The sequence below is a fragment of the Streptomyces sp. NPDC048192 genome (assembly GCF_043202415.1).
GTDB lineage: Bacteria > Actinomycetota > Actinomycetes > Streptomycetales > Streptomycetaceae > Streptomyces.
The window spans coordinates 17402-42079 of record NZ_JBIDAL010000014.1 but is presented as its reverse complement, the minus strand read 5'-3'; the positions used below and the strand labels follow the sequence as shown (position 1 = coordinate 42079).

Genomic DNA, 24678 nt, shown 5'->3' with positions numbered 1-24678 from the left:
ATGCGTCAATCCCTCTCAGGGTTGTAAGTCTGTGGTCTGAAACGGGGGCCTGGGGGTCGGCGGGGCCCCGTGGGTGGGGGCCCCGCCGGACTCCCGTCAGACCTCTTCGACGCTGCTCGGCTCGCGCCGGGACAGGTCGATGCCGAGCTCCTCCGCAGCGCGGAAGACGTCCTCGTCGGTGTCACGCATCTCGATGGACATACCGTCGCTGGACAGCACCTCCACGTTCAGGCAGAGCGACTGCATCTCCTTGATGAGCACCTTGAAGGACTCGGGGATGCCGGGCTCGGGGATGTTCTCGCCCTTGACGATGGCCTCGTAGACCTTCACGCGGCCGGTGACGTCGTCGGACTTGATGGTCAGCAGCTCCTGAAGGGCGTACGCGGCGCCGTAGGCCTCGAGTGCCCACACCTCCATCTCGCCGAACCGCTGGCCACCGAACTGGGCCTTACCACCCAGCGGCTGCTGGGTGATCATCGAGTACGGGCCGGTCGAGCGGGCGTGCAGCTTGTCGTCGACCAGGTGGTGCAGCTTCAGGATGTACATGTAGCCGACCGAGATCGGGTCCGGGAACGGCTCACCGGAGCGGCCGTCGAACAGCCGGGCCTTGCCGGACGGCAGGACCATGCGGTCGCCGTCGCGGTTGGGCAGGGTGTTCTCCAGCAGACCGGCCAGCTCGTCCTCGCGGGCGCCGTCGAAGACCGGGGTGGCGACGTTGGTGCGCGGGGCGACCTGGTCGGCACCGATGGCCTGCAGACGCTGCGCCCACTCGTCGGCGAGTCCGGAGACGTCCCAGCCCTGGCTGGCGAGCCAGCCGAGGTGGATCTCCAGGACCTGTCCCGGGTTCATTCGGGACGGCACACCCAGCGGGTTCAGGATGATGTCGACCGGGGTCCCGTCCTCGAGGAACGGCATGTCCTCGATGGGCAGGATCTTGGAGATGACACCCTTGTTGCCGTGCCGGCCGGCGAGCTTGTCACCGTCGGTGATCTTGCGCTTCTGCGCGACGTAGACGCGGACCAGCTGGTTCACGCCCGGCGGCAGCTCGTCGCCCTCCTCGCGGTCGAAGACGCGCACGCCGATGACCTTGCCGGTCTCGCCGTGCGGCACCTTCAGCGAGGTGTCGCGGACCTCACGGGCCTTCTCACCGAAGATGGCGCGCAGCAGGCGCTCCTCCGGCGTCAGCTCGGTCTCACCCTTCGGGGTGACCTTGCCGACGAGGATGTCACCGGCGATGACCTCGGCGCCGATGCGGATGATGCCGCGCTCGTCGAGGTCGGCGAGAACCTCCTCGGAGACGTTCGGGATGTCCCGGGTGATCTCTTCGGGGCCGAGCTTGGTGTCACGGGCGTCGACCTCGTGCTCCTCGATGTGGATCGAGGAGAGGACGTCGTCCTGCACGAGGCGCTGCGACAGGATGATCGCGTCCTCGTAGTTGTGACCCTCCCACGGCATGAACGCCACGAGCAGGTTCTTGCCGAGGGCCATCTCGCCGTTCTGGGTGGCCGGGCCGTCGGCCAGCACCTGGCCGGTGACGACGCGGTCGCCCTCGTTGACGATGACCTTCTGGTTGACCGAGGTGCCCTGGTTGGACCGGGAGAACTTGGCCAGGCGGTACGTGATGTACGTGCCGTCGTCGTTGGCGGTGGTGATGTAGTCCGCGGAGACCTCCTGGACCACACCGTCCTTCTCGGCCTTGACCACGTCGCCGGCGTCGACCGCGGAGCGGTACTCCATGCCGGTGCCGACGAGCGGGGCCTCGGACTTAATCAGCGGAACGGCCTGACGCATCATGTTCGCGCCCATGAGGGCACGGTTGGCGTCGTCGTGCTCCAGGAAGGGGATCATGGCGGTCGCGACCGACACCATCTGGCGCGGCGAGACGTCCATGTAGTCCACGTCCTCGGGGCCGACGTAGTCGACCTCGCCGCCACGGCGGCGGACCAGCACGCGGGCCTCGGCGAACCGCATCTCGTCGTTCAGCGGCGCGTTGGCCTGCGCGATGACGAAGCGGTCCTCCTCGTCGGCGGTCAGGTAGTCGACCTCGTCGGTGACCTGGCCCTCGACGACCTTGCGGTACGGCGTCTCGATGAAGCCGAACGCGTTGACCCGGCCGTAGGAGGCGAGCGAGCCGATCAGACCGATGTTCGGGCCTTCCGGCGTCTCGATCGGGCACATGCGGCCGTAGTGCGAGGGGTGCACGTCACGGACCTCGAAGCCGGCCCGCTCACGGGAGAGACCACCCGGGCCGAGGGCGTTCAGACGACGCTTGTGCGTCAGCCCCGACAGCGGGTTGTTCTGGTCCATGAACTGGGACAGCTGCGAGGTGCCGAAGAACTCCTTGATCGACGCCACGACCGGGCGGATGTTGATCAGGGTCTGCGGCGTGATCGCCTCGACGTCCTGGGTGGTCATGCGCTCGCGCACGACGCGCTCCATACGGGCGAGACCCGTACGGACCTGGTTCTGGATCAGCTCGCCGACGCTGCGGATGCGGCGGTTGCCGAAGTGGTCGATGTCGTCGGTCTCGACCATGATGGTCCGGCCCGACGCGCCGACCGTCTCGGTCTCGCCGGCGTGCAGCTTCACCAGGTACTTGATGGTGGCGATGATGTCCTCGGTGGTGAGCACGCCGGCGTCCAGCGGCTCGTCCGCACCGAGCTTCTTGTTGACCTTGTAGCGGCCGACCTTGGCGAGGTCGTAGCGCTTCGGGTTGAAGTACAGGTTCTCCAGCAGCGTCTGCGCGGCCTCACGCGTGGGGGGCTCGCCCGGGCGCAGCTTGCGGTAGATGTCGAGCAGCGCGTCGTCCTGGCCCTGGGTGTGGTCCTTCTCCAGGGTGGCGCGCATGGACTCGTACTCGCCGAACTCCTCGAGGATCTGCTCGGTCGTCCAGCCGAGCGCCTTCAGCAGGACGGTGACCGACTGCTTGCGCTTGCGGTCGATGCGGACACCGACCATGTCGCGCTTGTCGATCTCCATCTCCAGCCAGGCGCCCCGGGACGGGATGATCTTGGCGGAGAAGATGTCCTTGTCGGACGTCTTGTCGATGGTGGAGTCGAAGTAGACACCGGGGGAACGGACCAGCTGGGACACCACGACACGCTCGGTGCCGTTGATGACGAAAGTGCCCTTGTTCGTCATGAGCGGGAAGTCGCCCATGAAGACCGTCTGGGACTTGATCTCACCGGTCTCGTTGTTGGTGAACTCGGCGGTGACGAAGAGCGGGGCGGCGTACGTGAAGTCGCGCTCCTTGCACTCGTCGATGGAGTTCTTCGGCGGCTCGAAGCGGTGGTCCCGGAACGTCAGGGACATCGACCCGGAGAAGTCCTCGATCGGGGAGATCTCCTCGAAGATCTCCTCGAGGCCGGACTTGGTGGGGACGTCCTGACCGTTCTCCAGAGCCTCCTCGACCCGACTCTGCCAGGCGGTGTTGCCGAGCAGCCAGTCGAAGCTCTCGGTCTGCAGCGCGAGCAGGTTCGGAACCTCGAGAGGCTCCTTGATCTTTGCAAAGGAGATGCGCAGCGGGGCGGTGCTGGCGCCGTTGTTCGTATTCGCGGTCGAGGCATTGCGCGAGGCGGCCAAGAGGGGGTCCTTCCGAGGGCTCGGACTCACTACGCGCTGTACCGGCCCCTCACCCGTACACAAAGACAGAAACCCCAGGTCAGAGGAGCTTTTGTCGTTAGTGCTCGAGTGAGGGCAGACCCCTGGTGACGGGCAGGGGACAGCTAACAGGCAGCGCAAAGGGTCAGTGTAGCCACTTGGCACACTGATGTCCAGTGCGGGTTGTTCGAGACCCTCGCTGTGCTCACCGCTCTTGTCAACGCCCTCGGCATGCTGCCCTCAACGCACGTTGATACTGCCCTCTTCGTCGTCGATCCATGCCTCGGATTCGGATCCTTGTGACGACGCGTCCTGAGAATTGCGCGCTGCGTGCGGTTCGTCAAGGGCCCCCAGCCGGAACCCGGCCGTCCGGGGACACGACGAAGATCACCTTACCCCTCAAGAAGACAGGTGCAAGGCAGACCGGGCCGGACCCCGGGGAGCGCCGAAGGGCGACCACCCAGATGGATGATCGCCCTTCGGTGCGGTCGCGTTACAGCCCCGCGGGGCCGTGTCCGGCGCGCAGCCGGGTCCCCCGGCTCGCGCGGGACCCGGAAGGTCTTACTTGACCTCGACGGAGGCGCCGGCGCCCTTGAGGGCCTCGGCGGCCTTGTCGGCCTGCTCCTTGTTGACCTTCTCGAGGACCGGCTTCGGGGTGCCGTCGACGAGGTCCTTGGCCTCCTTCAGACCCAGCGAGGTCAGCTCGCGCACGACCTTGATGACCTGGATCTTCTTGTCGCCGGCGCCGGTGAGGATGACGTCGAACTCGTCCTTCTCCTCCTCGGCAGCGGCCTCGGCGCCCGCACCGGCGGCGCCGGCCACGACGACCGGGGCAGCGGCGGCAGCGGTGACGTCGAACTTCTCCTCGAAGGCCTTCACGAACTCGGAGAGCTCGATGAGGGTCATCTCCTCGAACTGGGCAAGCAGCTCGTCCTGGGTGAGCTTCGCCATGATGGCGGTCCTTCCACTCAAATCGGCAGGTGCCGGATGTACTGGATAAGGCGGGCGTACGTCGGCCCGCTGCGACCCGTGCCGTCGGCGCGGGTCAGAAAGCGAGCCGAATTACTCGGCACCGCCCTGCTCGGCCTGCTTGGCGCGCAGCGCGTCCACGGTGCGGACGAGCTTCGACGGCAGCGCCTGGAAGACGGAGGCAGCCTGGGACTGCTTCGCCTTGAAGGCACCGGCCAGCTTGCTGAGCAGAACCTCGCGGGACTCGAGGTCCGCAAGCTTCTTGATCTCGTCGGCGGACAGCGCCTTGCCGTCAAGGACACCGCCCTTGATGACGAGATTCGGGTTGTCCTTGGCGAAGTCACGGAGACCCTTCGCCGACTCCACCGGGTCACCGGTGACGAAGGCGACGGCCGTCGGACCAGCGAAGAGCTGGTCGTCCAGCGTGATCCCGGCCTCGTTGGCCGCAATCTTGGTCAGCGTGTTCTTCACCACGGCGTACTGGGCGTTCTCACCGAGCGACCGGCGCAGCGTCTTGAGCTGCGCCACGGTGAGACCGCGGTACTCGGTCAGCACGGCAGCGTTCGAGTTGCGGAACTTGTCCGTCAGCTCGGCAACCGCGGCAGCCTTGTCGGGCCTCGCCATAGAGCCTCGGCCTCCTTCCGGGTGATTCGGACCGCGCGGACCCGAAGGAGGACTGGGGAAAACGAAACGCCCCGGCGCAGGCGCACGGGGCGGACTCGACCGGCCGCACACGCGCTCGGCGCGCGCACTTCCGGGAGTTCTTCCACTGTCACCTGCGCGGGTCGCCCACTTTTCAGCGGATCCTTCGGCCACCGCACCCTCACTCGGAGCGCGCGGCAACGACCAGCGGTCTTTGGCTTCTGCAAGAGAGTACGGGACCGGGGCACCGCCGAGCAAATCGGGCCGCACGGCGGCTCGGGGGCCGGTGGGGGCGCCTGGGAGGGCCCCCGAGGGTCCGGCGGCCGGCCTGGGGCTCGACCGGGCTTCCGCCGGGCCTCTCCAGGGCCTTCCGCGGGCTTCCCTGGGGCCTCCCCAGGGGCTTCCGCGGCCTGCTCAGACGCCCGCTGAGGGGCTCAGGCGCTCGCCACGGGGCCGGAGGTTCGCTGCGGGGCTGCAGCGGGTCATACGGGGGCGCGGGGCTCCCCGCCGGGCTCAGGAGCCTGCCGGAGCGGGCTCCTGAGCGTTTCCCGGCCGACTCAGGACGTGATGCCGGTGCCGGAACCGGTCGACGTGTTGCCCGAGCCCGCGGTGCCGAGGGACTTCATCAGGTCCTTGAAGTCCTTGGTGTCGCCGGCCGGCGGCGCCTCGGCGGAGACCGGCACGCCGTAGTCGCTGTAGTAGGCGGTGCTGTTCAGCACGCCGTGGGCGGTGTTCGCCTTCTCGGTCTTCTTCACCAGCAGGTTCTGGTCGTTGATCCAGATGTCGACGGTGTCGGTGGTGATGCCCGCCTGGTTCAGCTGCTTCTTCAGGGCCGCCAGCTGGTCCGCGCTGAGGTTGCTGCCGCGGCCCGCGAGGTCGGCGACGTTCACCGTGCCCGCGTAGTGCCGGGTGCGGACGCCGGAGACCGTCTCCTCGCCGACCTTCTTCACGTCGCCGGAGGCCAGCAGCATCTTCACGGACTGGTTCGGCGTCGAGGTCTGCGCCTGGTCCTTCAGGTACGAGCCGGAGGCGCCGCTGAACTTGGCGAGGTCGTCGTAGCCGTACCGGATCCAGTGCTTGCCGCCCGCCTCCTGGGCGAACTTGTCGCTCATCTTGGCGTAGTAGGCGTCCGGCAGATAGCGGGCCTGCATCGACTCCGTGCCGGCCTTGCGCATCATCTCGGCCATCTGCCCACCGGTGTAGGTGATGGTGAGGTTGCCCTTGAGGCCGTGGCCCCAGGTGAGCGCGCCGTTCGCGGTCATCGTCATCAGGTCGCCGAGGGAGGTGGTGCCCCGGACCTTGGCGGAGTCGGCCTTGTTCGTGGACTGCTCGGCGGTGCGCAGCGCGGCGATGGGGCTGACGTTGATCGCGCCGGCGCCGGCCGCCTTGCCGCCCTTCCCGGAGTCCGAGGAGCCGCACGCGGCCACCCCGGTCAGCGCGGCAACCGCCGCCACGGAAAGGGTCATCCGGCGCGCCGTCGTGCTCTTCATCTTGTCCTACCCCCATGCAAGTCGAGTGCCTGCACCGTAGCCCAGGCCACTGACAGCCGTCTCACAGGCCGTCGGAAGAAGCCCGTACGAACAGGCCGTCCGAACAAGGCCGTCCGAAAGGAATGCCGTACGGCCGACGGCCGTACAAAGAAAGGACGGGCCCCGCACCTGGAAGGTTGCAGGGCCCGCCCTCATGCGCGCGTACCGGACGCGGCTACCGGGGTGAGCGGACGGCTCAGACGGCGGCCGGGTCCTCCTCGACGAGGAGGTTGCGGGTGCGGTTCGGGTCGACCGGGATGCCGGGGCCCATGGTGGTGCTGACCGCGGCCTTCTTGATGTAGCGGCCCTTGGCGGCGGACGGCTTCAGACGGAGGATCTCCTCCAGCGCGGCGCCGTAGTTCTCCACCAGCTTGGCGTCGTCGAAGGACGCCTTGCCGATGATGAAGTGCAGGTTCGAGTGCTTGTCGACGCGGAACTCGATCTTGCCGCCCTTGATGTCGGAGACGGCCTTGGCCACGTCGGGGGTGACGGTGCCGGTCTTCGGGTTCGGCATCAGACCACGCGGGCCGAGGACGCGGCCGAGGCGGCCGACCTTGCCCATGAGGTCCGGGGTGGCGACGACGGCGTCGAAGTCCAGGCGGCCCTTCGAGACCTCGTCGATCAGCTCGTCGGCGCCGACGATGTCGGCGCCCGCGGCACGCGCGGCCTCGGCACGGTCACCGGTCGCGAAGACCAGGACCCGGGCGGTCTTACCGGTGCCGTGCGGAAGGTTCACGGTGCCACGGACCATCTGGTCGGCCTTGCGCGGGTCGACACCCAGACGGAAGGCGACCTCGACGGTGGCGTCGAACTTGGTCGTGGAGGTCTCCTTGGCGAGACGGACGGCCTCGAGCGGGGCGTACAGCTTCTCCCGGTCGACCTTGGCGTCCGCAGCGCGGAGAGCCTTGCTGCGCTTGCTCACAACTTGCTCCTGTGTGTTCTGTAGGAGTCGTGGTCCTGGGGCCGAGCAGGCCCTGCCACGTGCGACCGGCTCGCGGCCGCATGACTGCTTGGGGTGGTTGGGGTTCAGCCCTCGACCGTGACGCCCATGGAACGCGCGGTACCGGCGATGATCTTCGCGGCGGCGTCCAGGTCGTTCGCGTTCAGGTCGGGCATCTTGGTCTGGGCGATCTCGCGGACCTGCGCCTCGGTGATCTTGGCGACCTTGGTCTTGTGCGGCTCGCCGGAGCCCTTCTCGATGCCCGCGGCCTTGAGGATCATCTTCGCGGCCGGCGGCGTCTTGGTGATGAAGGTGAAGGAGCGGTCCTCGTAGACCGTGATCTCCACCGGGATGACCCAACCGCGCTGCGACTCGGTCGCGGCGTTGTAGGCCTTGCAGAACTCCATGATGTTCACGCCGTGCTGACCCAGCGCGGGGCCGACCGGCGGGGCCGGGTTGGCGGCACCGGCCTGGATCTGGAGCTTGATGAGCCCCGTGACCTTCTTCTTCTTGGGAGGCATGGCTCTCCGGGTCCTTTCATTCGGGTCCATGCCCGCGCGAGGATCGCGACCCTGACGCAGGCATACCGCACAACGATAACGGGTATAGATGCGCGGCCAAAAACCGTGCAGGTCAGGCGGACCGTGACGGCCTGCCTGACCTGCGCGGAAGCACGAGGTCCACGAAGGGACCGGGTGGGCTGCTAGTTCTTCTGGATCTGGTCGAAGGACAGCTCGACGGGCGTCTCGCGGCCGAAGATCTCCACCAGGCCCTTGACCTTCTTCGAGTCGGGGTTGATCTCGTTGATGGTCGCCTGCAGCGTGGCGAACGGGCCGTCGGTGACGGTGACCGAGTCGCCGACCTCGAAGTCCAGCACCTGGACCTCGACCTTGCGCTGCGGAGCGGGCTTGCCCTCGGCCTCGGCGGCCTCGCGGGCGGCCTTCTCCTCGGCCTCCGGGGCGAGCATCTTGACGATCTCGTCCAGGGTCAGCGGGTACGGGTCGTAGGCGTTGCCGACGAAGCCGGTGACGCCCGGGGTGTTGCGGACGACGCCCCAGGACTCGTTGGTCAGGTCCATGCGGACCAGGACGTAACCCGGCAGCTTGTTCTGCTTGATCGTCTTGCGGTCGCCGTTCTTGATCTGGACGACCTCCTCCTGCGGCACCTCGGCCTGGAAGATGTAGTCCTCGACGTTCAGCGAGACGGCGCGCTGCTCCAGGTTGGTCTTCACGCGGTTCTCGTAACCGGCGTAGGTGTGGATGACGTACCACTCGCCGGGCAGGGTGCGCAGTTCCTCGCGCAGGGCCTCGACCGGGTCGACGGGCGCGGCCGGCTCCTCCTCGGCAGCCTCGGCGGCCTCCTCGTCGGCGGCCTCGCCCTCTTCGTCCTCGACGTTCACGGCAGCCTCTTCGGCCGGCTCCCCCGCCTCGGCCTCGGCAGCCTCGAACTCGTCCTGCTCGTCCGCGCCCTCGACGATGTCGAGCTCGTCGTCCACCATCTCGGCAGCGTTGCCGCGAGGCTCGATGGCGTCGTCGTTCAGGTTCGGGTCAGACACGGTGGCTGCTTCTTCCTGGATACATAGGGGTGGAACATGCGAAAACGGGCGCCGGTACCACGGCGCCCTTCGCTCTTGGCTCAGCCGAAGACGTACTTGGCCGCGTGGTTGAGCCCATAGTCAATCACGGTCACCAGCGCGATCATGATGGCGACGAAGAAGATCACCACGGTCGTGTACGACGTCAGCTGGTTACGCGTCGGCCAGACGACCTTGCGGAGCTCCGCGATGATCTGGCGGTAGAACGTGGCGAGGCGCTTCAGCGGGCCCTTCTTGGCGCGCTTGCCGCCCTTGCGGGCCTTCTTCTTCGACTCGAGCGCCTCGTCCTGGGCGTCAGGCGTGTCGATGGAGCCCACGGCGTCCGTCATAATCCTCACCTGATCCCGGGTCGTGGCCGTGCCGCGCCCGGTTCCTGAGCCGCACGGCGGTGCATTGCAGTACGTACATGCGCACACATCCTGGCGGTGTGTGTAGCAGGGCCGGAGGGACTTGAACCCCCAACCGCCGGTTTTGGAGACCGGTGCTCTACCAATTGAGCTACGACCCTTTGTGTGTCCCCCAACGTACCGCATCCGGACGGGTGCGCGGTGTGCACCGGCTCGGCGGCGGCTGCTGAAGGCCAACGAGGTGAGAGTGTACGTGGTCCGGGGCCCGGCGTCGAACAGAAAGAGCCCGTCCGGGGGCGTCCGGCCAAAGATCGTCCTGGCCGGGGGCCGGATTCGGACCCGTGTTCACGCTTCGCCCCGTGGTTGTTCAGTCCGTGAAACCCGTGTGCCGGGGACATTTCCGGTCTGGAACGATGGGCTCCATGAGCGCTGCAACCCCACCCACCGAGCGCCGGGTCTCCGCCCGAGTCGGCGCGATCTCCGAGTCCGCCACCCTCGCCGTGGACGCCAAGGCCAAGGCCCTGAAGGCCGCCGGGCGTCCGGTGATCGGCTTCGGCGCCGGCGAGCCCGACTTCCCGACTCCGGACTACATCGTCGAGGCGGCCGTAGAGGCCTGCAAGAACCCGAAGTACCACCGCTACACGCCGGCCGGCGGTCTGCCCGAGCTGAAGTCCGCGATCGCCGCGAAGACGCTGCGCGACTCCGGCTGGGAGCCCGACGTCTCGCAGATCCTGGTCACCAACGGCGGCAAGCAGGCCATCTACGAGGCGTTCGCCGCGATCCTCGACCCGGGCGACGAGGTCATCGTCCCCGCGCCGTACTGGACGACCTACCCCGAGTCGATCCGCCTGGCCGGCGGCGTCCCGGTGGAGGTCGTGGCCGACGAGACGACCGGCTACCGGGTCTCGGTGGAGCAGCTGGAGGCGGCGCGCACGGAGAAGACGAAGGTCGTGCTCTTCGTCTCCCCGTCGAACCCGACCGGCGCGGTGTACTCCGAGGCCGAGACCGAGGCGATCGGCCGCTGGGCCCTGGAGCACGGCCTGTGGGTGCTCACCGACGAGATCTACGAGCACCTGGTGTACGGCGACGCCGCCGCGGTGTCCCTGCCGGCGCTCCTGCCCGAGCTGCGCGACAAGTGCGTCGTGGTCAACGGCGTGGCGAAGACGTACGCCATGACGGGCTGGCGCGTGGGCTGGGTCATCGGCCCGAAGGACGTCGTCAAGGCCGCGACCAACCTGCAGTCGCACGCCACCTCCAACGTCTCCAACGTGGCCCAGGCGGCCGCCCTCGCCGCCGTCTCGGGTGACCTTCAGGCCGTGGCGAAGATGCGCGAGGCCTTCGACCGGCGCCGCAAGACGATCGTGCGGATGCTCAACGAGATCGACGGCGTGGTCTGCCCGGAGCCCGAGGGCGCCTTCTACGCCTACCCGTCGGTCAAGGCGCTGCTGGGCAAGGAGATCCGCGGCAAGCGCCCGCAGGACACGGTCGAGCTGGCCGCGCTGATCCTGGAGGAGGCCGAGGTCGCGGTCGTCCCGGGCGAGGCCTTCGGCACGCCGGGCTATCTGCGGCTGTCGTACGCGCTGGGCGACGAGGACCTCGTCGAGGGCGTGAGCCGCATCCAGAAGCTGCTGGCGGAGGCCAGGGACTGAGCGGTCCGGTTTCAGGGACAGGAGCACCTCCCGGCGCCGGGAGGTGCTCCTGTCCGTTTGTGCGAGCAAGACCACGTACGGGGAAACGGCTACCGGGACGACAGCGGCGTACGGCAGGATCTGGGGATGGAGCGTGTACGTGACCTCTCTGAGCTGCCGAAAGCCCATCTGCACCTGCACTTCACCGGCTCGATGCGGCCGGGAACCGTCCTGGAACTGGCCGACAAGTACGGCGTACGCCTGCCGGAGGCCCTGAGCGAAGCCCTCACCAGCGGCGAACCGCCGAGGCTGCGGGCCACGGACGAGCGGGGCTGGTTCCGTTTCCAGCGGCTGTACGACGCGGCCCGCTCCTGTCTGCGCACCGAGGAGGACATCCAGCGGCTGGTCCGGGAGGCCGCCGAGGAGGACCTGAAGGACGGCTCGGGCTGGCTGGAGATCCAGGTGGACCCGACGTCGTACGCGCCCCGGCTGGGCGGGCTGATCCCCGCGCTGGAGATCATCCTCGACGCGGTCGACACCACGTCGCGGGAGACCGGGCTCGGCATGCGGGTGCTGGTGGCCGCCAACCGCATGAAGCACCCACTGGACGCCCGCACGCTGGCCCGCCTGGCGGTGCGGTACGCGGACCGTGGTGTGGTCGGCTTCGGGCTCTCCAACGACGAGCGGCGGGGCATGGCCCGGGACTTCGACCGGGCTTTCCACATCGCGCGCGAGGGCGGTCTGCTGTCGGCCCCGCACGGCGGCGAGCTGACCGGTCCGGCCTCCGTCCGGGACTGCCTGGACGACCTGCACGCCTCGCGGATCGGGCACGGGGTGCGCGCGGCGGAGGACCCGCGGCTGCTCAAGCGGCTGGCCGACCGCCAGGTGACCTGCGAGGTGTGCCCGGCGTCGAACGTGGCGCTCGGCGTGTACGAGAAGCCTGAGGACGTCCCGCTGCGCACGTTCTTCGAGGCCGGTGTCCCGATGGCGCTCGGCGCCGACGACCCGCTGCTGTTCGGCTCCCGGCTGGCCGCCCAGTACGAGATCGCCCGCCACGCCCACGGCTTCTCGGACGCGGAACTCGCCGAACTGGCCCGCCAGTCGGTGCGCGGCTCGGCGGCGCCGGAGGACGTCAAGGCGCGGCTGCTGGCGGGCGTGGACGACTGGCTGACCCGCCCGCCGGCCTGAGGGGGCGGCGTTCCGCGGTTCTCCAGGGGAGCTTCAAGCGGTTCTGCAGGCGGATCTTCAGGCGGTGGCCGGCGGGGCTGAGATTCCGCCCAGCAGCGTCCTCGCGAGCCGTGTGGCGAACTCGTCGACGGGTGGCCGCTGCCCCGTGTCGGTCGCGTCGTAGGCGAACGCGCGCTGCGCGCAGGCGCCGAGCAGCAGGGAGGCGGCGGCGAAGGTGTCGGCGTCGGCGCGGACCCGGCCGGCGGTCTGTTCGGCGCGGAGATAGGCGTCCAGGTCCCGGATGGGCCGGTGCGGGCCGGAGCCGAGCCCGCGCAGGGCGTCGAAGTGGCGCTGCTTGAGCTTGGGCTCGGCGTACAGGGAGGCGGCGATCGGGAAGCTCTGTTCGTAGAAGAGGGCGGCCTGGCGGGCGATCTCGATGAGGTTGGCCTCCAGGGTGCCCTGTCCCGGTTCCGCGGCGAGGCTGCCCAGCAGCGGGGTGAGCCGGGGCAGCCGCTCGGCGAGGACGCGCACGAACAGCTCTTCCTTGCTGTCGAAGTACTTGTAGAGGGCCGCTTCGGAGCAGCCGGCCGCGCGGGCGATCTCCTTGGTGGTGGCGCGGGCCAGTCCGGCGGTGAGCATGAGCTCGTGGGCGGCGTCGAGGATGCGGACACGCGCCGGCTTCTGTTCCATGGGGCTCCAATCGGCCTGACAATCGGCTTGACGGGTGAGTGAGTGCTTACCCACTCTAGAGGGAAGCAGGGTGAGTGAATACTCACCCACCCGCCCCGTCCACGGGAGCACACATGAACCTCACTGTTTTCGGCGCCACCGGCGGTATCGGCCGGGAGATCGTGCGGCAGGCGCTCGGCGCCGGGCACCGGGTCACCGCCGTCGTCCGCGATCCGGCCCGGCTCGATGTCCGGGGCGAGGCGCTGGAGGTGGTCCGCGCCGATCTGACCGACCCCGACGAACTGCGCACCGCCGTCCGCGGCCGGGACGCGGTCCTGTCCGGCCTGGGAGCGCGCAGCCGCAAGGACGCCGGGGTCGCCGCCCGGCTCACCCGTACGGTCCTGCGCGCCATGGAGGCGGAGGGCGTACGCCGGCTGCTCGTGGTCAGCGCCGGTCCCGTCGGCCCCGCCCCGGAGGGCGACGGCGCCCTGGACCGGGCCGCGCGGGGCCTGGTGTCGGCGATCCTCAAGGACGTCTACGCCGACCTGCGCGAGATGGAGGCGGAACTGGCCCGCAGCGGCACCGACTGGACGTCCGTACGGCCGCCGCGCCTGCAGGACAAGCCGCTCACCGGCCGCTACCGCACCGTGGTCGGTGGCTTCCCGCCCAAGGGGCGCTTCATCGCACGCGCCGACGTCGCCCACGCCATGCTGGCGATGATCGACGACGCGGCGACGGTGAAGCAGGGCGTCGGGGTGGCGTACTGAGCGGCGGGCAGGGCCAGCGGCAGGGCAGGGGCAGGGGCAGGGGATGGCGTGCTGAGAGCCGCCTGTGCGGCTACAGGCTGACGCCGACCGTCACCGGCTCGTTGACCAGCGTGATACCGAAGGCCTCGCGGACGCCGGCGACCACCTCGCGGGCCAGCGCCAGCAGGTCCTCGGTGGTGGCGGAGCCCCGGTTGGTGAGGGCGAGGGTGTGCTTGGTGGAGATGCGCGCCGGGCCGGTGCCGTAGCCCTTGGTGAATCCCGCCTTGTCGATCAGCCAGGCCGCGGAGGTCTTCGTACGGCCCTCCCCCGCCGGGTAGGCGGGCGGCTCCACGCCGTCGCCCAGCCGCTCGCGCACGCGCGCGTGGAACGCGGCGAACTGCTCGTCGGTGAGGATCGGGTTGGTGAAGAAGGACCCGGCGGACCAGGTGTCGTGGTCCACCGGATCGAGGACCATGCCCTTCCCGGCGCGCAGCTTCAGCACGGTCGCGCGCGCGTCGGCCAGCGGCACCCGGTCGCCGGGCTCGACACCGAGCGCGCGCGCCGCCTCGGCGTACTGCACGGGCGCGGACAGCCCGCCCGCGTCCTCCAGGCCGAACCGGACGCGCAGCACCACGTAGCGCTCGGGGTCGGCCTTGAAGCGGCTGTGGCGGTACGAGAAGGCGCACTCCTCGTTCGGCAGCGTGACGGTCTCCCCGGCGCGCCGGTCGTAGGCGATCACCTCGGTGATGGTGGAGGAGACCTCCTGGCCGTAGGCGCCCACGTTCTGGATCGGTGTGGCGCCGGCCGATCCCGGGATCCCGGCCAGGCACTCGATCCCGGCGAGCCCGGCCTCGACCGTGCGGGCGACGGCGTCCGTCCACACCTCGCCGGCCGCCAGCTCCAGCGTCGTACCGCGCAGCTCGACACCGCGCGTGGCGATGCGCAGGGCGGTGCCGTCGAAGCCCTTGTCGCCGATGACCAGGTTCGACCCGCCGCCGATGACCAGCAGCGGGGTCCCGCTGTCGTCGGCCTCGCGGACGGCGGCGATCACCTCGGCGTCGGTCTCGGCCGTGACCAGCCGCGTCGCGGGACCGCCCAGCCGGAAGGTGGTCAGCGGGGCAAGAGGGGCGTCGTGGAGTACCTGCACGGCCCCAAGACTACGAGACGGCACCGACACCGCCGCATCCACACGGGCGACGGCCGCGCAGTCGGGCCCGGTCGGCCCGTGCGCGTTGCTGAGGCGGCTCCGGCACACGCGTACGCGCGCGAGGCCCCCTCATTGGAGGCCACGCGCGCGTGGACGCTGGTTTTCTCCTCGCGCCCCGTCTACCTGAGCCGCCGTTCCGCCTCCGCCCAGCTCACCGGCAGCCGGTCGCCGGAGGTCTGCCAGGCGGCGAAGGCGACGTCGCGCATCTGGGCGGCCAGTCGCCGCGAGGCCGGCCGGTGGGCACCGGATGCGGCGAAGGCCTTCAGCGCGTCGGCCGACTCCCAGGCGGACAGCGTCCAGAAGGTCCGCCGCAGCGGCTGCGCCTTGAGGGCGGTCCCGTAGGCGCCGGGCGCACGGCCGGCCTGCCGCCACACCGCCGGGGTGCGGGCGAGGAAACGGAGGGCGCCCCACAGGGAGCGGGTCTCGAAGCGCGAGGCGAAGACGTGCACCTCGGCGTCCTGCGGCGGGGTGTTCGGCACGGTCCAGGGAAGTGCGGGCATCGCGAACTCCTTGCGGTCGGCGGTGACGGGATTCCGGACCGTGCCTCAGCGAGCGGCGGTCTCCGCCGTGACGGACTCCGCGGTGACGGACTCCGCAGCGGCCGCCGTCGGGGCGGTTGCCTCAGCGGCAGCGGCCTTCCGGTCACCGGCCTCGGAAGCGCTCGCCTTCGCAGCGGCGGCCTTCCGGTCACCGGTGTCGTCAGGGACACCTGTCTCCGCGACGCCGGCACCGGCACCGGCGTCCACACCGGCATCCGAGCCCTCGGTCTCCCCGGAGCCCGCGGTCGCCTGCGCCACCCCCGCGGCAAGCCGGGCGGCGCTTCGGCGGGCCGGGATCACCAGGGCCGCGGCCGCGGCGACGGCGACCACCGCCGAGCCGGTGACCAGGGCGGGCCGCAGGCCGTCCACGAAGCTCTGGGCGCTGTCGTAGCCGCCCCGCGCGGAGAAGATCGACGACATCACCGCGATGCCGAGCGCGCCGCCCACCTCGCGCAGCGCGTTGTTCGCGCCGGAGGCGATGCCCTGCTCCTGCGGGCGGACGCTGGACATCACCAGGTTGGCGGCCGGCGCGAAGTAGAGGGCCATGCCGACCCCGCTGATGATCAGCGCGGGCAGTTGGGCGGCGTAGGAGGCGTCCGTGGTCGCCACGGCGGCCATGTAGCCGAGGCCGGCGGCCTGCAGGAAGAGCCCGGCGGCGACGACCGGACGGCCGCCGATACGGTCGGAGAGGATCCCCGCGAGCGGCGCGACGAGCATCGGCATGCCGGTCCACGGCAGCATCCTGAGCCCCGCCTCGGTGGGCGAGTAGCCGAGCACGCCCTGCATGTACTGGCTCAGCAGGAAGATCGAGCCGAACATGCCGACGAACATCAGCAGGCTGGCCGCGTTGATGCCGGAGAAGGCGCGAGACCGGAACAGCCGCATGGGCAGCATGGGGGCGTCCGCGCGGGAGCTGTACAGGACGAACCCGGCCAGTAGCGCGCCGCCCGAGAAGAGCGCGGTCAGCACCAGGGTGTCGGTCCAGCCGTCGGCGGGGCCGCGGACCAGGCCGTAGACGATCCCGAAGAGGCCGCCGCTGGCGAGCAGGGTGCCGGGGACGTCGAGCCGGGCGCCGGTGCCGTAGGACTCGGCGAGCCGCAGCCGCGCGAGCGGGAGAGCGATCAGGCCGAGCGGAACGTTCAGCCAGAAGATCCAGTGCCATGAGACGTGCTCGGTGAGGGTGCCGCCGATGAGCGGACCCGAGGCGACGGCGAGTCCGTTCACAGCGCCCCAGATGCCGTACATCGTCCCGCGCCTGGCGGCGGGCACGGCCGCGGTCAGCAGGGTCAGGGTGAGCGGCATCATGACGGCCGCGCCGACGCCCTGGACCGCGCGGGCGGCGATCAGGGATCCGATGCCGGGGGCCATGGCCGCGGCGGCGGAGGCAGCGGTGAAGACAGTGAGACCGGCCATGAAGAGCCGGCGGCGCCCGAAGCGGTCGCCGAGCGCCGCACCGGACATCAGCAGGACGGCGAAGGTGAGCGTGTAGGCGCTCACGGTCCACTCGAGGTCGTCCAGCGCGCCGCCCAGGTCCCTGCGGATGGAGGGCAGGGCGGTGGTGACGACGAGGTTGTCGAGGGCCGCCATGAAGCCGGCGACGCTGGTGACGACGAGCGCCCAGGCGGCGCTGCCGCGCGCCGTGGTCGGCGTGTTCCGCTGTGACATCTCTCCCCCAGAGAGTGATCCGGTTAGTTATTGATGACTAACTTTTCGGGGCGGAAAAGACCGTTGCCTCCCGCCCCGTTCCGCTACTTCTCCAGCCGGCCGTTGATCCGGGCCGCCGGGTACATCCCCTGCCAGACGCGGTGTTCCGGCGGGAACCCCATGGCGGTCAGGGTGTTGATGAGCATTCCGTACGCCAGGAAAGTCGTGGTCTCGCCGTCGTCCGCGCCGAGCGGCAGGTGGACGGCGTCCCAGAGCCTCATCCAGGCGCGGCGCACGGCCTCGCCGAACTCGTGGTCGCCCTCCGCCTCGGCGGCGGCCACGGTGATGTACGTCTGCATCTGCATCTGGAGCTTCTCGGGCTGCTCGGTGATCAGCCGCACATAGGCGTTGGCCATGGCATGCAGGGCCTCCTCGCCCTCCAGTCCCTCGGCCGCCTCCTCGAACACCTTGCAGGTGTCGTCCACGCACCGGAGCGACGCGGCGGCGAAGATCGCCTTCTTGCCCGGGAAGAGCCGGAAGAGGTACGGCTGAGAGACACCGACGCGGCTCGCGATCGCCTCCGTGGAGGTGCCGTAGTACCCCTTCTGGGCGAACTCCGCGATGGCCGCGCGAATGACGCTCTCGCGCCGCTCATCTGCACTCATCCTGGGCATGGAAGGTAAGTTAGTACTCAATCACTAACTTTGCAAGGACACCCGCTCGGGGCTCCAGGCGTAAGGGTGCCTCCCCCAGACGTAAGGGGCGCCCCACCCTGGAGGACGCCCCTTACATTCCGTCTGTCTTCGGGTGCGGCCGTCAGGCCAGTCGTACGACCGCCCGGGACATGCCGAGCACCTTCTGGCCGGCGCTGGTCGCCGTCAGGTCCACGCGCACGGTGCTGTCGTCCAGCTTGGCCGCCACCTTGCCGCTCACCTCGATCAGCGCGCCCTTGTCGTCGTTCGGCACGACCACCGGCTTGGTGAAGCGGACGCCGTACTCGACGACCGCGCCCGGGTCCCCGGTCCAGTCGGTGACCACGCGGATCGCCTCCGCCATGGTGAACATGCCGTGCGCGATGACGTCCGGCAGACCGACCTCCTTGGCGAACTTCTCGTTCCAGTGGATCGGGTTGAAGTCACCGGAGGCGCCCGCGTAGCGCACCAGTGTGGCGCGCGTCACGGGGAAGGTCTGCGCCGGCAGTTCGGTGCCGACCTCGACGTCGTCGTACGCGATCTTCGCCGTCATCAGGTCCTCACGCCTCCTCGGCCGCGCGGGCCACGAGCTTGGTCCAGGCGGTCACGACATGCTCGCCCGCCTCGTCGTGCACCTCACCGCGGATGTCCAGGATGTCGTTGCCCGCGAGGGACTTGATGCCCTCGATGGTGGAGGTGACGGTGAGCCGGTCGCCGGCGCGCACCGGGCGGCTGTAGGCGAACTTCTGGTCGCCGTGCACCACGCGGCTGTAGTCCAGGCCCAGTTGCGGGTCCTCGACGATCTGCCCCGCGGCCGGGAAGGTGATGGCGAACACGAAGGTCGGCGGGGCGATCACATCGGAATGGCCGTAGGCCTTCGCGGCCTCGGGGTCCGTGTAGGCCGGGTTGGTCTCGCCCACCGCCTCGGCGAACTCGCGGATCTTCTCCCTGCCCACCTCATAGGGCGCGGTGGGCGGGTAGGTCCGTCCCACGAAGGACTGGTCGAGCGCCATGGCCCGGCACCTCCTGATGTCTGCTGTGATGGCCCCAAATTAGCGGGAATCCCGGCGGGGAATGCGCAGGGGGACAGGCGGCGCCCGGACGCCGGTGAGGCGATGTGGTCCCGGTTACTCGGTTGATCGTGATTCCGGAAACGCCGCGAGGCCGCCCCCTCGGGAGGGGGCGGCCTCGCGTACGAGCCTGGTGAGCCCTGGTCAGCGCGTTTCGCGGTGAGCCGTGTGCGCGTTGCAGCGCGGGCAGTGCTTCTTCATCTCAAGACGGTCCGGGTTGTTACGCCGGTTCTTCTTGGTGATGTAGTTCCGCTCCTTGCACTCCACGCAGGCCAGCGTGATCTTCGGGCGGACGTCGGTGGCAGCCACGTGAGTGCTCCTAAGACGAACAGGTGGACTAATTCAACGCAAGAAAGAGTAGCCGATCGAAGGACCGACCCCGCAATCGGCTACTGTCAGTAGCGGTGACCGGACTTGAACCGGTGACACAGCGATTATGAGCCGCTTGCTCTACCGACTGAGCTACACCGCTGCGATGCGATCGGGCCCCGCCTTTCGGCGGGTACCTCTCACACCAGAGCCCCAAAACGGAATCGAACCGTTGACCTTCTCCTTACCATGGAGACGCTCTGCCGACTGAGCTATTGGGGCGAGCGATGAAGACATTACACGGTCCGCCGCCGTTCGCCCAAATCCGTATCCGGCGGTCTGCCCCGCCCCCACCCGGGCCTCGCAGGGCTTCGGCCATCGCCGTGCCGAGCGAGCGCATGGCCCGGCCGTGCCGAGTGCGGCACACATGGTCACGGGGCCACGTGGTGGCCCGGTCGCCGGTGGACGTCACCACGCCGAGCGCGGGCCACGCGCGTGGGGGACGCGTGTACTGCCATGGGCGGAGCCACCGGTACGACTATTGCGCTCCTGCGCGGCCGGGCCCGGCGCGCCACCCTAGGCTCGACTCGCTCTGCGTGATCTTGGGGTTCGGCCCCGGTTTCCCACGCGGGCCAGACCGAGCCCCCGGCCCCCTTCCTGGAGCGCGATGCCCGACAGCCAGCCGCAGCCTCATCCGCCGTCGGACTCCTCGGGCCCTTCGGGCCGGTCCGACCCCGCCGCCCTGCTGCTGTGCGGGGCGCGGCTGACCGACGGCCGGACCGTGGACGTACGGCTGGGCGGCGGGCGCATCGAGGCGGTGGGGACGGCGGGCAGCCTGGCGCCGGGCCCGGCCCGGGCGGGCTGCACACGCGTGGACCTCAGCGGCTACCTGCTCCTGCCGGCCCCGGCCGAACCGCACGCCCACGGCGACACCGCGCTGTCCGCCGAGCACCCCGGCCCGGTGTCGTTCGCCCCCGAGGACGTCCAGCGCCGGGCGACGGAGGCGGCTCTGCTGCAGCTCGGGCACGGGGCGACCGCGGTACGCGCGCACGTGCGCGTGGGCGACGTCCAGGGGCTCGGGGCACTGGTCGCCGTCCTGCGGGCGCGGCGCTCGCTGCGGGGGCTCGCGGAGCTGACGGCGGTGGCGATGCCCCGGCTGCTGACCGGCGTGGCGGGGGCCGACGGGCGGGCGATGCTGCGCGACGCCGTCAAGATGGGCGCCTCCGTGGTGGGCGGCTGCCCGGACCTGGACCCCGATCCCACGGGCTATGTCGAGACGGTCCTGGAGGTGGCCTCCGAGCACGGCTGTCCGGTGGACCTGCACACGGACGCGTCCGACCCGGCCAGGCTGTCCCGGCTCGCGGTCATGGCCGGAGGCCTGCGCCCCGGCGTGACGATCGGCCCGTGCGCCGGTCTCGCCCGCCTGCCCGCGGAGGCCGCCGCACGCGCCGCCGACCAGCTCGCGGCGGCCGGCGTGACGGTCGTGTGCCTGCCCCAGGGCGGCTGCTGCGGCGCCGATCACCGGGGCGCCGCTCCGGTACGGCTGCTGCGCGCGGCCGGGGTGCGCGTGTCGGCGGGGAGCGGCGCCGTACGGGACCTCTCCAACCCCGTCGGCCGCGGTGACCCTTTGGAGGCGGCCTACCTCCTGGCCGCCGCGCAGGGTCTGCGCCCCGAGGACGCCTACGACACCGTCAGCGCGTCGGCGCGTGCGGTGCTGGGCCTGCCGGAGGTACGCGTGGAGGCGGGCTTCCCCGCCGACCTCCTCGCCGTACGCGGCGACCGCCTGGCCGGCGCGCTGTCCCTGGCCTACAGCCGGATCGTGGTCCACCGGGGCCGGGTGGTGGCGCGCACGAGCGCCGTACGCGAGTACTGCGACTCGGCCGCCGCGGTGGAACTGGGGTTGCCGCGGCAGGGGCGCGGAGAGCTGTCGTGAGCGGCCGGTCGCAGTCCTGCGGCCGGTGCCGGGCCCGAGGACGTACGCGCCCGTACACATCCCGCCACATCGCGCGCGTTCGGGCGTGATCCTGGCGCCGTTCGGCCACCCCGGTTGACCCGTGCGGCGGATGGGCCTCTTCGGGCGTACGGTCGGATTCATGCGCATTGTCATCGCTGGTGGTCATGGTCAGATCGCGCTGCGCCTGGAGCGTCTGCTCTCCGCGCGCGGGGACGAGGTCGCGGGCATCATCCGCAAGCCGGAACAGGGCGACGATCTGCGGGCGGCCGGCGCGGAACCGGTGCTCCTCGACCTGGAGTCCGTCTCGGTGGAAGAGGTCGCGGCGCACCTGCAGGGCGCCGACGCGGCGGTCTTCGCGGCCGGCGCCGGCCCGGGCAGCGGCGCCGCCCGCAAGGAGACGGTGGACAAGGGCGCGGCGGTGCTGTTCGCGGACGCGGCCGTACGCGCGCGTGTGCGCCGTTTCCTGGTGGTGTCCTCGATGGGGGCGGACCCCGCACACGAGGGCGACGACGTCTTCGACGTGTACCTGCGCGCCAAGGGCGAGGCGGACGCGTACATCACCCGTCAGGAGGCCCTGGACTGGACGGTCCTGCGCCCCGGTGCGCTGACGGACGACGCGGGTACCGGCCTGGTCCGGCTGGAGGCGCACACCGGGCGCGGAGCGGTCCCCCGGGACGATGTGGCGGCCGTACTGGCGGAGTTGGTGGACACTCCGGCGACGGCCGGCCTGACGCTGGAGCTGATCAGCGGTTCGACGCCGCTGTCGGTGGCGGTGAAGGCGGTAGCCGGGAACTGAGGCGGGGCACCGGCCGTTGAACGGTCGTACGCCGCCACCGGGCCGGCCGCACCGCCCGCTTGTCACCCCGTCAGGTCCGCCGACTGCCGAAGACCTCAGAACAGACGCAGCTGCCCGGGAAACTCCGGTACGGCGTATCCGTCCAACGCCGGCTGGACGGCTCCGAGTTGCGCCGGCTGCCGTGATCCGGAGCAGGAGACGAGTTCGCCGTTCTCCCGGGCCCCGGGCGGGTCGTGCCGCGCGAAGCGGCCCGCGACGACGGCGATGTCGCGGTGGCACACCGGGCAGGTTCTGCGTCGCGAGGACATGCCGTCAGTGTGCCCGCACGGGGGCGGAGGCAACACCGGCGCCCCGAGCCTCGCGACACCGGTGCCCGAGGGACGCGCCGGTGTCGCGAGGCGCGGGCCTCTGCCTCAGGTGCGCGTCTCGGCTTCCCAGCGGTCGGGGCCCACCCCGCGCCAGTCGATCAGCGGCGAGTCGGCCACCTCTTCCGGCTCGATCTCCAGCCCCGCGCGGCGCAGGAACTCCACCAGGTCCGCCACGTTGTGCGCCAGGCCGAGGATCTCGCCGTCCACCCGGACCCGGCGGCCGCCGGTCGGGGACGGCAGGTGCACGATGATGGGTCGTTTCCCGGCCATGGCTCCAGCATCGTCCGGACCGGACGGGCTCGCACCCGGGCCGGTCATTCCAGAATCCCCAGCACAGTGTCGGGGCGGCACAGCGGGCACGCGGCGACACCTCCTTCCGTCAGCGCGCGTACGGCCTGATCCCGGCCGACCGCCCTGGCGCGTCCGCCGGCGGTTGTGCAGCCGCCGACGTGGACGTACACCGCGCTGCGCCCGTTCAGACCGCGCTCCAGCAGCCACTCCGGGGCGGCCTGCCGGGAACCGAGGCGGCGCTGCCGTTCGGCCTCCCGACGTTCTTCGTCCGCGATCCACCGGTCCATCAGGGCGAGCTGCCGCGCGGCCTGGTGTTCGACGACGCGACGGGCGAAACGCAGCATGTCGAGACGCGTCAGGGGACGGTCTTCGTTCACGCGTTCGATTCTAGTGAAGAGACGTGAAAGCGCGAGGAGCGGGATGCACCTGTCTTGACCGGTCCGCGAAGAAGCCCGCCGGCTGGTTGCGGACGGGCGCGGGCCGGTACGTCCCGAGTGGGGCGCCCCTCGGCTCAGGAGAGGTGGAATTCGCCCGGGGCGCGCCGGGTCATTTCATCGCGTCGCGCATGTACCAACCGGTACGGCCTTGCCCGTACCGTGTGGCGTATGAGGCCTGTCACCGTGTCGATCGACGTCCCGCAGGCGCCCGAGCAGGTCTACGACTTCCTCGACGTCATGGCTCATCACGAGCGCTTCACCGACCACTACCTGACCGGCTGGCGGTACGACGGTCCCGCCCGCGGCCTCGGGTCGCGCGCCACGGTCACCGCCGCGCTGGCCGGCGCGAAGACCGACGTCAGCATCGAGGTCGTCGAGGCGGAACCGCCACGCCGTATCGTCGAACGCAACGTCAGCGCGGCCGGCCGGCGCCTCGCCCACGGCACCTACACCATCGATCCGCTGCCGGCCGGCGGGAGCCGGGTCTCGTTCACCTACTCCTGGACCCGCGCCCCGCTCGCGGACCGCCTGCTGGCCCCCGCCGTCCGGGCCACGATGCGGCGCGCCAACGAGACGGTCATGCGACGCCTGGCCACCGAACTGGCCCACCGGACGCCCGCAGCCGACAACTGATCGCGGATCACGGGACATACGGATCACGGCATATAAGACGAGAGCCCCGCGACCTGCTGTTCTCGCAGGTCACGGAGCTCTCGTTACCGTGTGGCGGCGCCAGGATTCGAACCTGGGAAGGCTGAGCCGGCAGATTTACAGTCTGCTCCCTTTGGCCGCTCGGGCACACCGCCGGGGTTGACGACCAGTTCGAACCGCTCCTCGGCGGCGTTCCCTGGCGACGACGTAAACAATACCCGATACAGGGGGGTGCTTCGCCACCCGGTTGATCTCCACCTCTCGGCTCCAGGGGTGGCTAGGCTGGTGCGGATGCGGCCCGGTACGACGCCGGGCCCGGCGGCCGCCGCCGCGCACGCCGGCACGCACCCGATATGCACCCGATACAAGGAGCCACAGGACATGGCCGACTCCAGTTTCGACATCGTCTCGAAGGTCGAGCGGCAGGAGGTCGACAACGCCCTCAACCAGGCCGCCAAGGAGATCTCGCAGCGCTACGACTTCAAGGGCGTGGGTGCCTCGATCTCATGGTCCGGTGACAAGATCCTCATGGAGGCGAACTCCGAGGACCGGGTGAAGGCTGTCCTCGACGTGTTCCAGTCCAAGCTGGTCAAGCGCGGTATCTCGCTGAAGGCGCTGGAGGCGGGCGAGCCCCAGCTGTCCGGCAAGGAGTACAAGATCTTCGCATCGATCCAGGAGGGCATCTCCCAGGAGAACGCGAAGAAGGTGGCGAAGATCATCCGCGACGAGGGCCCGAAGGGCGTGAAGGCCCAGGTGCAGGGCGACGAGCTGCGCGTCTCCTCCAAGAGCCGTGACGACCTGCAGACCGTGATCGCGCTGCTGAAGGGCAAGGACTTCGACTTTGCGCTGCAGTTCGTGAACTACCGGTAGGAAACCGGAACGGACATCC

The 24678-nt window shown here is 70.2% G+C and carries 26 protein-coding genes and 4 tRNA genes; 7 read left to right on the top strand and 23 right to left on the bottom strand.

Annotated elements, in window-relative coordinates; genetic code table 11:
• Window positions 1-96 precede the first annotated feature (96 nt).
• From rpoB to ACGFZN_RS28125, 9 genes are all read right to left on the bottom strand, one after another.
• Window positions 97-3582 (bottom strand): DNA-directed RNA polymerase subunit beta, encoded by a 3486-nt coding sequence (rpoB, locus tag ACGFZN_RS28165; RefSeq protein ID WP_393861289.1) that lies wholly within the window; start codon window positions 3580-3582, stop codon window positions 97-99.
• 579 nt (window positions 3583-4161) lie between these two features.
• Window positions 4162-4551: a 50S ribosomal protein L7/L12 gene (gene rplL, locus ACGFZN_RS28160; RefSeq protein ID WP_393861288.1), complete on the bottom strand. Its 390-nt coding sequence runs from the start codon at window positions 4549-4551 to the stop codon at window positions 4162-4164.
• A gap of 111 nt (window positions 4552-4662) precedes the next feature.
• Window positions 4663-5193: a 50S ribosomal protein L10 gene (gene rplJ, locus ACGFZN_RS28155; protein ID WP_023547412.1), complete on the bottom strand. Its 531-nt coding sequence runs from the start codon at window positions 5191-5193 to the stop codon at window positions 4663-4665.
• A gap of 575 nt (window positions 5194-5768) precedes the next feature.
• Window positions 5769-6701: a hypothetical protein gene (locus ACGFZN_RS28150; RefSeq protein WP_393861287.1), complete on the bottom strand. Its 933-nt coding sequence runs from the start codon at window positions 6699-6701 to the stop codon at window positions 5769-5771.
• A gap of 235 nt (window positions 6702-6936) precedes the next feature.
• The gene (rplA, locus tag ACGFZN_RS28145) at window positions 6937-7662 is read right to left on the bottom strand and encodes a 50S ribosomal protein L1 (RefSeq protein ID WP_393861286.1); all 726 of its coding nucleotides are present in this window, start codon (window positions 7660-7662) and stop codon (window positions 6937-6939) included.
• Between the two features lie 104 nt (window positions 7663-7766).
• Entirely contained in the window at window positions 7767-8201 is a 435-nt protein-coding gene (gene rplK, locus ACGFZN_RS28140; protein WP_030345386.1) for a 50S ribosomal protein L11, read from the bottom strand.
• Between the two features lie 182 nt (window positions 8202-8383).
• Window positions 8384-9235, bottom strand: a complete 852-nt coding sequence (nusG, locus tag ACGFZN_RS28135) for a transcription termination/antitermination protein NusG (protein ID WP_393861285.1) — start codon at window positions 9233-9235, stop codon at window positions 8384-8386.
• A gap of 80 nt (window positions 9236-9315) precedes the next feature.
• A complete protein-coding gene (secE, locus tag ACGFZN_RS28130; RefSeq protein ID WP_023547417.1) occupies window positions 9316-9603 on the bottom strand; it encodes a preprotein translocase subunit SecE in 288 nt (95 codons plus the stop codon).
• Window positions 9604-9709: 106 nt separating this feature from the next.
• Window positions 9710-9782, bottom strand: a tRNA-Trp gene (locus ACGFZN_RS28125).
• Window positions 9783-10043: 261 nt separating this feature from the next.
• Between ACGFZN_RS28125 and ACGFZN_RS28120 the strand changes: the two genes are divergently transcribed.
• Complete coding sequence (locus tag ACGFZN_RS28120; RefSeq protein WP_393861284.1) at window positions 10044-11270, top strand: pyridoxal phosphate-dependent aminotransferase; 1227 nt, start codon at window positions 10044-10046, stop codon at window positions 11268-11270.
• Between the two features lie 126 nt (window positions 11271-11396).
• Window positions 11397-12437: an adenosine deaminase gene (locus ACGFZN_RS28115; protein WP_393861283.1), complete on the top strand. Its 1041-nt coding sequence runs from the start codon at window positions 11397-11399 to the stop codon at window positions 12435-12437.
• A 57-nt stretch (window positions 12438-12494) separates the two neighbouring features.
• Here ACGFZN_RS28115 and ACGFZN_RS28110 read toward each other — a convergent pair whose 3' ends face one another.
• On the bottom strand, window positions 12495-13106 hold the full coding sequence (locus ACGFZN_RS28110; RefSeq protein WP_393861282.1) for a TetR/AcrR family transcriptional regulator: 612 nt from the start codon (window positions 13104-13106) through the stop codon (window positions 12495-12497).
• A 113-nt stretch (window positions 13107-13219) separates the two neighbouring features.
• On the opposite strand from ACGFZN_RS28110, the gene ACGFZN_RS28105 reads away from it, so the two are divergent.
• Window positions 13220-13852 carry an NAD(P)-dependent oxidoreductase gene (locus ACGFZN_RS28105; protein WP_393861281.1) on the top strand — a complete coding sequence of 211 codons (633 nt, stop codon included), beginning with the start codon at window positions 13220-13222 and terminating at the stop codon, window positions 13850-13852.
• A gap of 70 nt (window positions 13853-13922) precedes the next feature.
• Here the strand turns inward: ACGFZN_RS28105 and ACGFZN_RS28100 are convergent, their stop codons facing one another.
• The 9 genes from ACGFZN_RS28100 to ACGFZN_RS28060 all read right to left on the bottom strand — a co-directional run bounded on the left by ACGFZN_RS28100 (window position 13923) and on the right by ACGFZN_RS28060 (window position 19574).
• On the bottom strand, window positions 13923-14978 hold the full coding sequence (locus ACGFZN_RS28100; RefSeq protein WP_393861280.1) for a UDP-N-acetylmuramate dehydrogenase: 1056 nt from the start codon (window positions 14976-14978) through the stop codon (window positions 13923-13925).
• Between the two features lie 179 nt (window positions 14979-15157).
• Window positions 15158-15538 (bottom strand): DUF3291 domain-containing protein, encoded by a 381-nt coding sequence (locus tag ACGFZN_RS28095; RefSeq protein WP_393861279.1) that lies wholly within the window; start codon window positions 15536-15538, stop codon window positions 15158-15160.
• Window positions 15539-15583: 45 nt separating this feature from the next.
• Window positions 15584-17242 (bottom strand): DHA2 family efflux MFS transporter permease subunit, encoded by a 1659-nt coding sequence (locus tag ACGFZN_RS28090; RefSeq protein ID WP_393861278.1) that lies wholly within the window; start codon window positions 17240-17242, stop codon window positions 15584-15586.
• 83 nt (window positions 17243-17325) lie between these two features.
• A complete protein-coding gene (locus ACGFZN_RS28085; RefSeq protein ID WP_393861277.1) occupies window positions 17326-17895 on the bottom strand; it encodes a TetR/AcrR family transcriptional regulator in 570 nt (189 codons plus the stop codon).
• 142 nt (window positions 17896-18037) lie between these two features.
• Window positions 18038-18466 (bottom strand): MaoC family dehydratase, encoded by a 429-nt coding sequence (locus ACGFZN_RS28080; RefSeq protein WP_393861276.1) that lies wholly within the window; start codon window positions 18464-18466, stop codon window positions 18038-18040.
• Window positions 18467-18473: 7 nt separating this feature from the next.
• Window positions 18474-18926 carry a MaoC family dehydratase N-terminal domain-containing protein gene (locus ACGFZN_RS28075; RefSeq protein ID WP_393861275.1) on the bottom strand — a complete coding sequence of 151 codons (453 nt, stop codon included), beginning with the start codon at window positions 18924-18926 and terminating at the stop codon, window positions 18474-18476.
• A 201-nt stretch (window positions 18927-19127) separates the two neighbouring features.
• Window positions 19128-19292 carry a 50S ribosomal protein L33 gene (gene rpmG, locus ACGFZN_RS28070; protein WP_003948671.1) on the bottom strand — a complete coding sequence of 55 codons (165 nt, stop codon included), beginning with the start codon at window positions 19290-19292 and terminating at the stop codon, window positions 19128-19130.
• Between the two features lie 90 nt (window positions 19293-19382).
• Window positions 19383-19455, bottom strand: a tRNA-Met gene (locus tag ACGFZN_RS28065).
• Window positions 19456-19501: 46 nt separating this feature from the next.
• Window positions 19502-19574: transfer RNA gene (locus ACGFZN_RS28060), tRNA-Thr, on the bottom strand.
• A gap of 385 nt (window positions 19575-19959) precedes the next feature.
• Between ACGFZN_RS28060 and ACGFZN_RS28055 the strand changes: the two genes are divergently transcribed.
• Window positions 19960-21225, top strand: a complete 1266-nt coding sequence (locus tag ACGFZN_RS28055) for an amidohydrolase family protein (protein WP_393861274.1) — start codon at window positions 19960-19962, stop codon at window positions 21223-21225.
• A gap of 160 nt (window positions 21226-21385) precedes the next feature.
• Entirely contained in the window at window positions 21386-22042 is a 657-nt protein-coding gene (locus ACGFZN_RS28050) for an SDR family oxidoreductase (RefSeq protein WP_393861273.1), read from the top strand.
• A gap of 95 nt (window positions 22043-22137) precedes the next feature.
• Here ACGFZN_RS28050 and ACGFZN_RS28045 read toward each other — a convergent pair whose 3' ends face one another.
• From ACGFZN_RS28045 to ACGFZN_RS28035, 3 genes are all read right to left on the bottom strand, one after another.
• Window positions 22138-22350 (bottom strand): hypothetical protein, encoded by a 213-nt coding sequence (locus ACGFZN_RS28045; protein ID WP_393861272.1) that lies wholly within the window; start codon window positions 22348-22350, stop codon window positions 22138-22140.
• A 105-nt stretch (window positions 22351-22455) separates the two neighbouring features.
• Window positions 22456-22680, bottom strand: coding sequence for a hypothetical protein (locus tag ACGFZN_RS28040; protein ID WP_330338358.1), 225 nt, complete (start codon window positions 22678-22680; stop codon window positions 22456-22458).
• Between the two features lie 44 nt (window positions 22681-22724).
• The gene (locus ACGFZN_RS28035; RefSeq protein WP_330338359.1) at window positions 22725-23078 is read right to left on the bottom strand and encodes a DUF6233 domain-containing protein; all 354 of its coding nucleotides are present in this window, start codon (window positions 23076-23078) and stop codon (window positions 22725-22727) included.
• A 228-nt stretch (window positions 23079-23306) separates the two neighbouring features.
• On the opposite strand from ACGFZN_RS28035, the gene ACGFZN_RS28030 reads away from it, so the two are divergent.
• Window positions 23307-23771: an SRPBCC family protein gene (locus ACGFZN_RS28030; protein ID WP_393861271.1), complete on the top strand. Its 465-nt coding sequence runs from the start codon at window positions 23307-23309 to the stop codon at window positions 23769-23771.
• 91 nt (window positions 23772-23862) lie between these two features.
• Here the strand turns inward: ACGFZN_RS28030 and ACGFZN_RS28025 are convergent.
• Window positions 23863-23944 (bottom strand) — tRNA-Tyr (locus tag ACGFZN_RS28025).
• 226 nt (window positions 23945-24170) lie between these two features.
• Between ACGFZN_RS28025 and ACGFZN_RS28020 the strand changes: the two genes are divergently transcribed.
• Entirely contained in the window at window positions 24171-24659 is a 489-nt protein-coding gene (locus ACGFZN_RS28020; RefSeq protein WP_393861270.1) for a YajQ family cyclic di-GMP-binding protein, read from the top strand.
• The last annotated feature ends 19 nt before the right edge of the window (window positions 24660-24678 follow it).

Bases quoted from the DNA above. Each gene is read 5' to 3' on its own strand.
- ACGFZN_RS28110 (WP_393861282.1), bottom strand. From the start codon at position 13,106: ATGGAACAGAAGCCGGCGCGTGTCCGCATCCTCGACGCCGCCCACGAG.
- ACGFZN_RS28020 (WP_393861270.1), top strand. From the start codon at position 24,171: ATGGCCGACTCCAGTTTCGACATCGTCTCGAAGGTCGAGCGGCAGGAG.
- ACGFZN_RS28040 (WP_330338358.1), bottom strand. From the start codon at position 22,680: ATGGCCGGGAAACGACCCATCATCGTGCACCTGCCGTCCCCGACCGGC.
- ACGFZN_RS28045 (WP_393861272.1), bottom strand. From the start codon at position 22,350: ATGTCCTCGCGACGCAGAACCTGCCCGGTGTGCCACCGCGACATCGCC.
- ACGFZN_RS28030 (WP_393861271.1), top strand. From the start codon at position 23,307: ATGAGGCCTGTCACCGTGTCGATCGACGTCCCGCAGGCGCCCGAGCAG.
- ACGFZN_RS28105 (WP_393861281.1), top strand. From the start codon at position 13,220: ATGAACCTCACTGTTTTCGGCGCCACCGGCGGTATCGGCCGGGAGATC.
- ACGFZN_RS28115 (WP_393861283.1), top strand. From the start codon at position 11,397: ATGGAGCGTGTACGTGACCTCTCTGAGCTGCCGAAAGCCCATCTGCAC.
- ACGFZN_RS28120 (WP_393861284.1), top strand. From the start codon at position 10,044: ATGAGCGCTGCAACCCCACCCACCGAGCGCCGGGTCTCCGCCCGAGTC.
- rplL (WP_393861288.1), bottom strand. From the start codon at position 4,551: ATGGCGAAGCTCACCCAGGACGAGCTGCTTGCCCAGTTCGAGGAGATG.
- ACGFZN_RS28050 (WP_393861273.1), top strand. From the start codon at position 21,386: ATGCGCATTGTCATCGCTGGTGGTCATGGTCAGATCGCGCTGCGCCTG.
- rplK (WP_030345386.1), bottom strand. From the start codon at position 8,201: ATGCCTCCCAAGAAGAAGAAGGTCACGGGGCTCATCAAGCTCCAGATC.
- ACGFZN_RS28055 (WP_393861274.1), top strand. From the start codon at position 19,960: ATGCCCGACAGCCAGCCGCAGCCTCATCCGCCGTCGGACTCCTCGGGC.
- ACGFZN_RS28080 (WP_393861276.1), bottom strand. From the start codon at position 18,466: ATGACGGCGAAGATCGCGTACGACGACGTCGAGGTCGGCACCGAACTG.
- ACGFZN_RS28150 (WP_393861287.1), bottom strand. From the start codon at position 6,701: ATGAAGAGCACGACGGCGCGCCGGATGACCCTTTCCGTGGCGGCGGTT.
- secE (WP_023547417.1), bottom strand. From the start codon at position 9,603: ATGACGGACGCCGTGGGCTCCATCGACACGCCTGACGCCCAGGACGAG.
- rplJ (WP_023547412.1), bottom strand. From the start codon at position 5,193: ATGGCGAGGCCCGACAAGGCTGCCGCGGTTGCCGAGCTGACGGACAAG.
- ACGFZN_RS28075 (WP_393861275.1), bottom strand. From the start codon at position 18,926: ATGGCGCTCGACCAGTCCTTCGTGGGACGGACCTACCCGCCCACCGCG.
- ACGFZN_RS28085 (WP_393861277.1), bottom strand. From the start codon at position 17,895: ATGCCCAGGATGAGTGCAGATGAGCGGCGCGAGAGCGTCATTCGCGCG.
- ACGFZN_RS28095 (WP_393861279.1), bottom strand. From the start codon at position 15,538: ATGCCCGCACTTCCCTGGACCGTGCCGAACACCCCGCCGCAGGACGCC.
- ACGFZN_RS28090 (WP_393861278.1), bottom strand. From the start codon at position 17,242: ATGTCACAGCGGAACACGCCGACCACGGCGCGCGGCAGCGCCGCCTGG.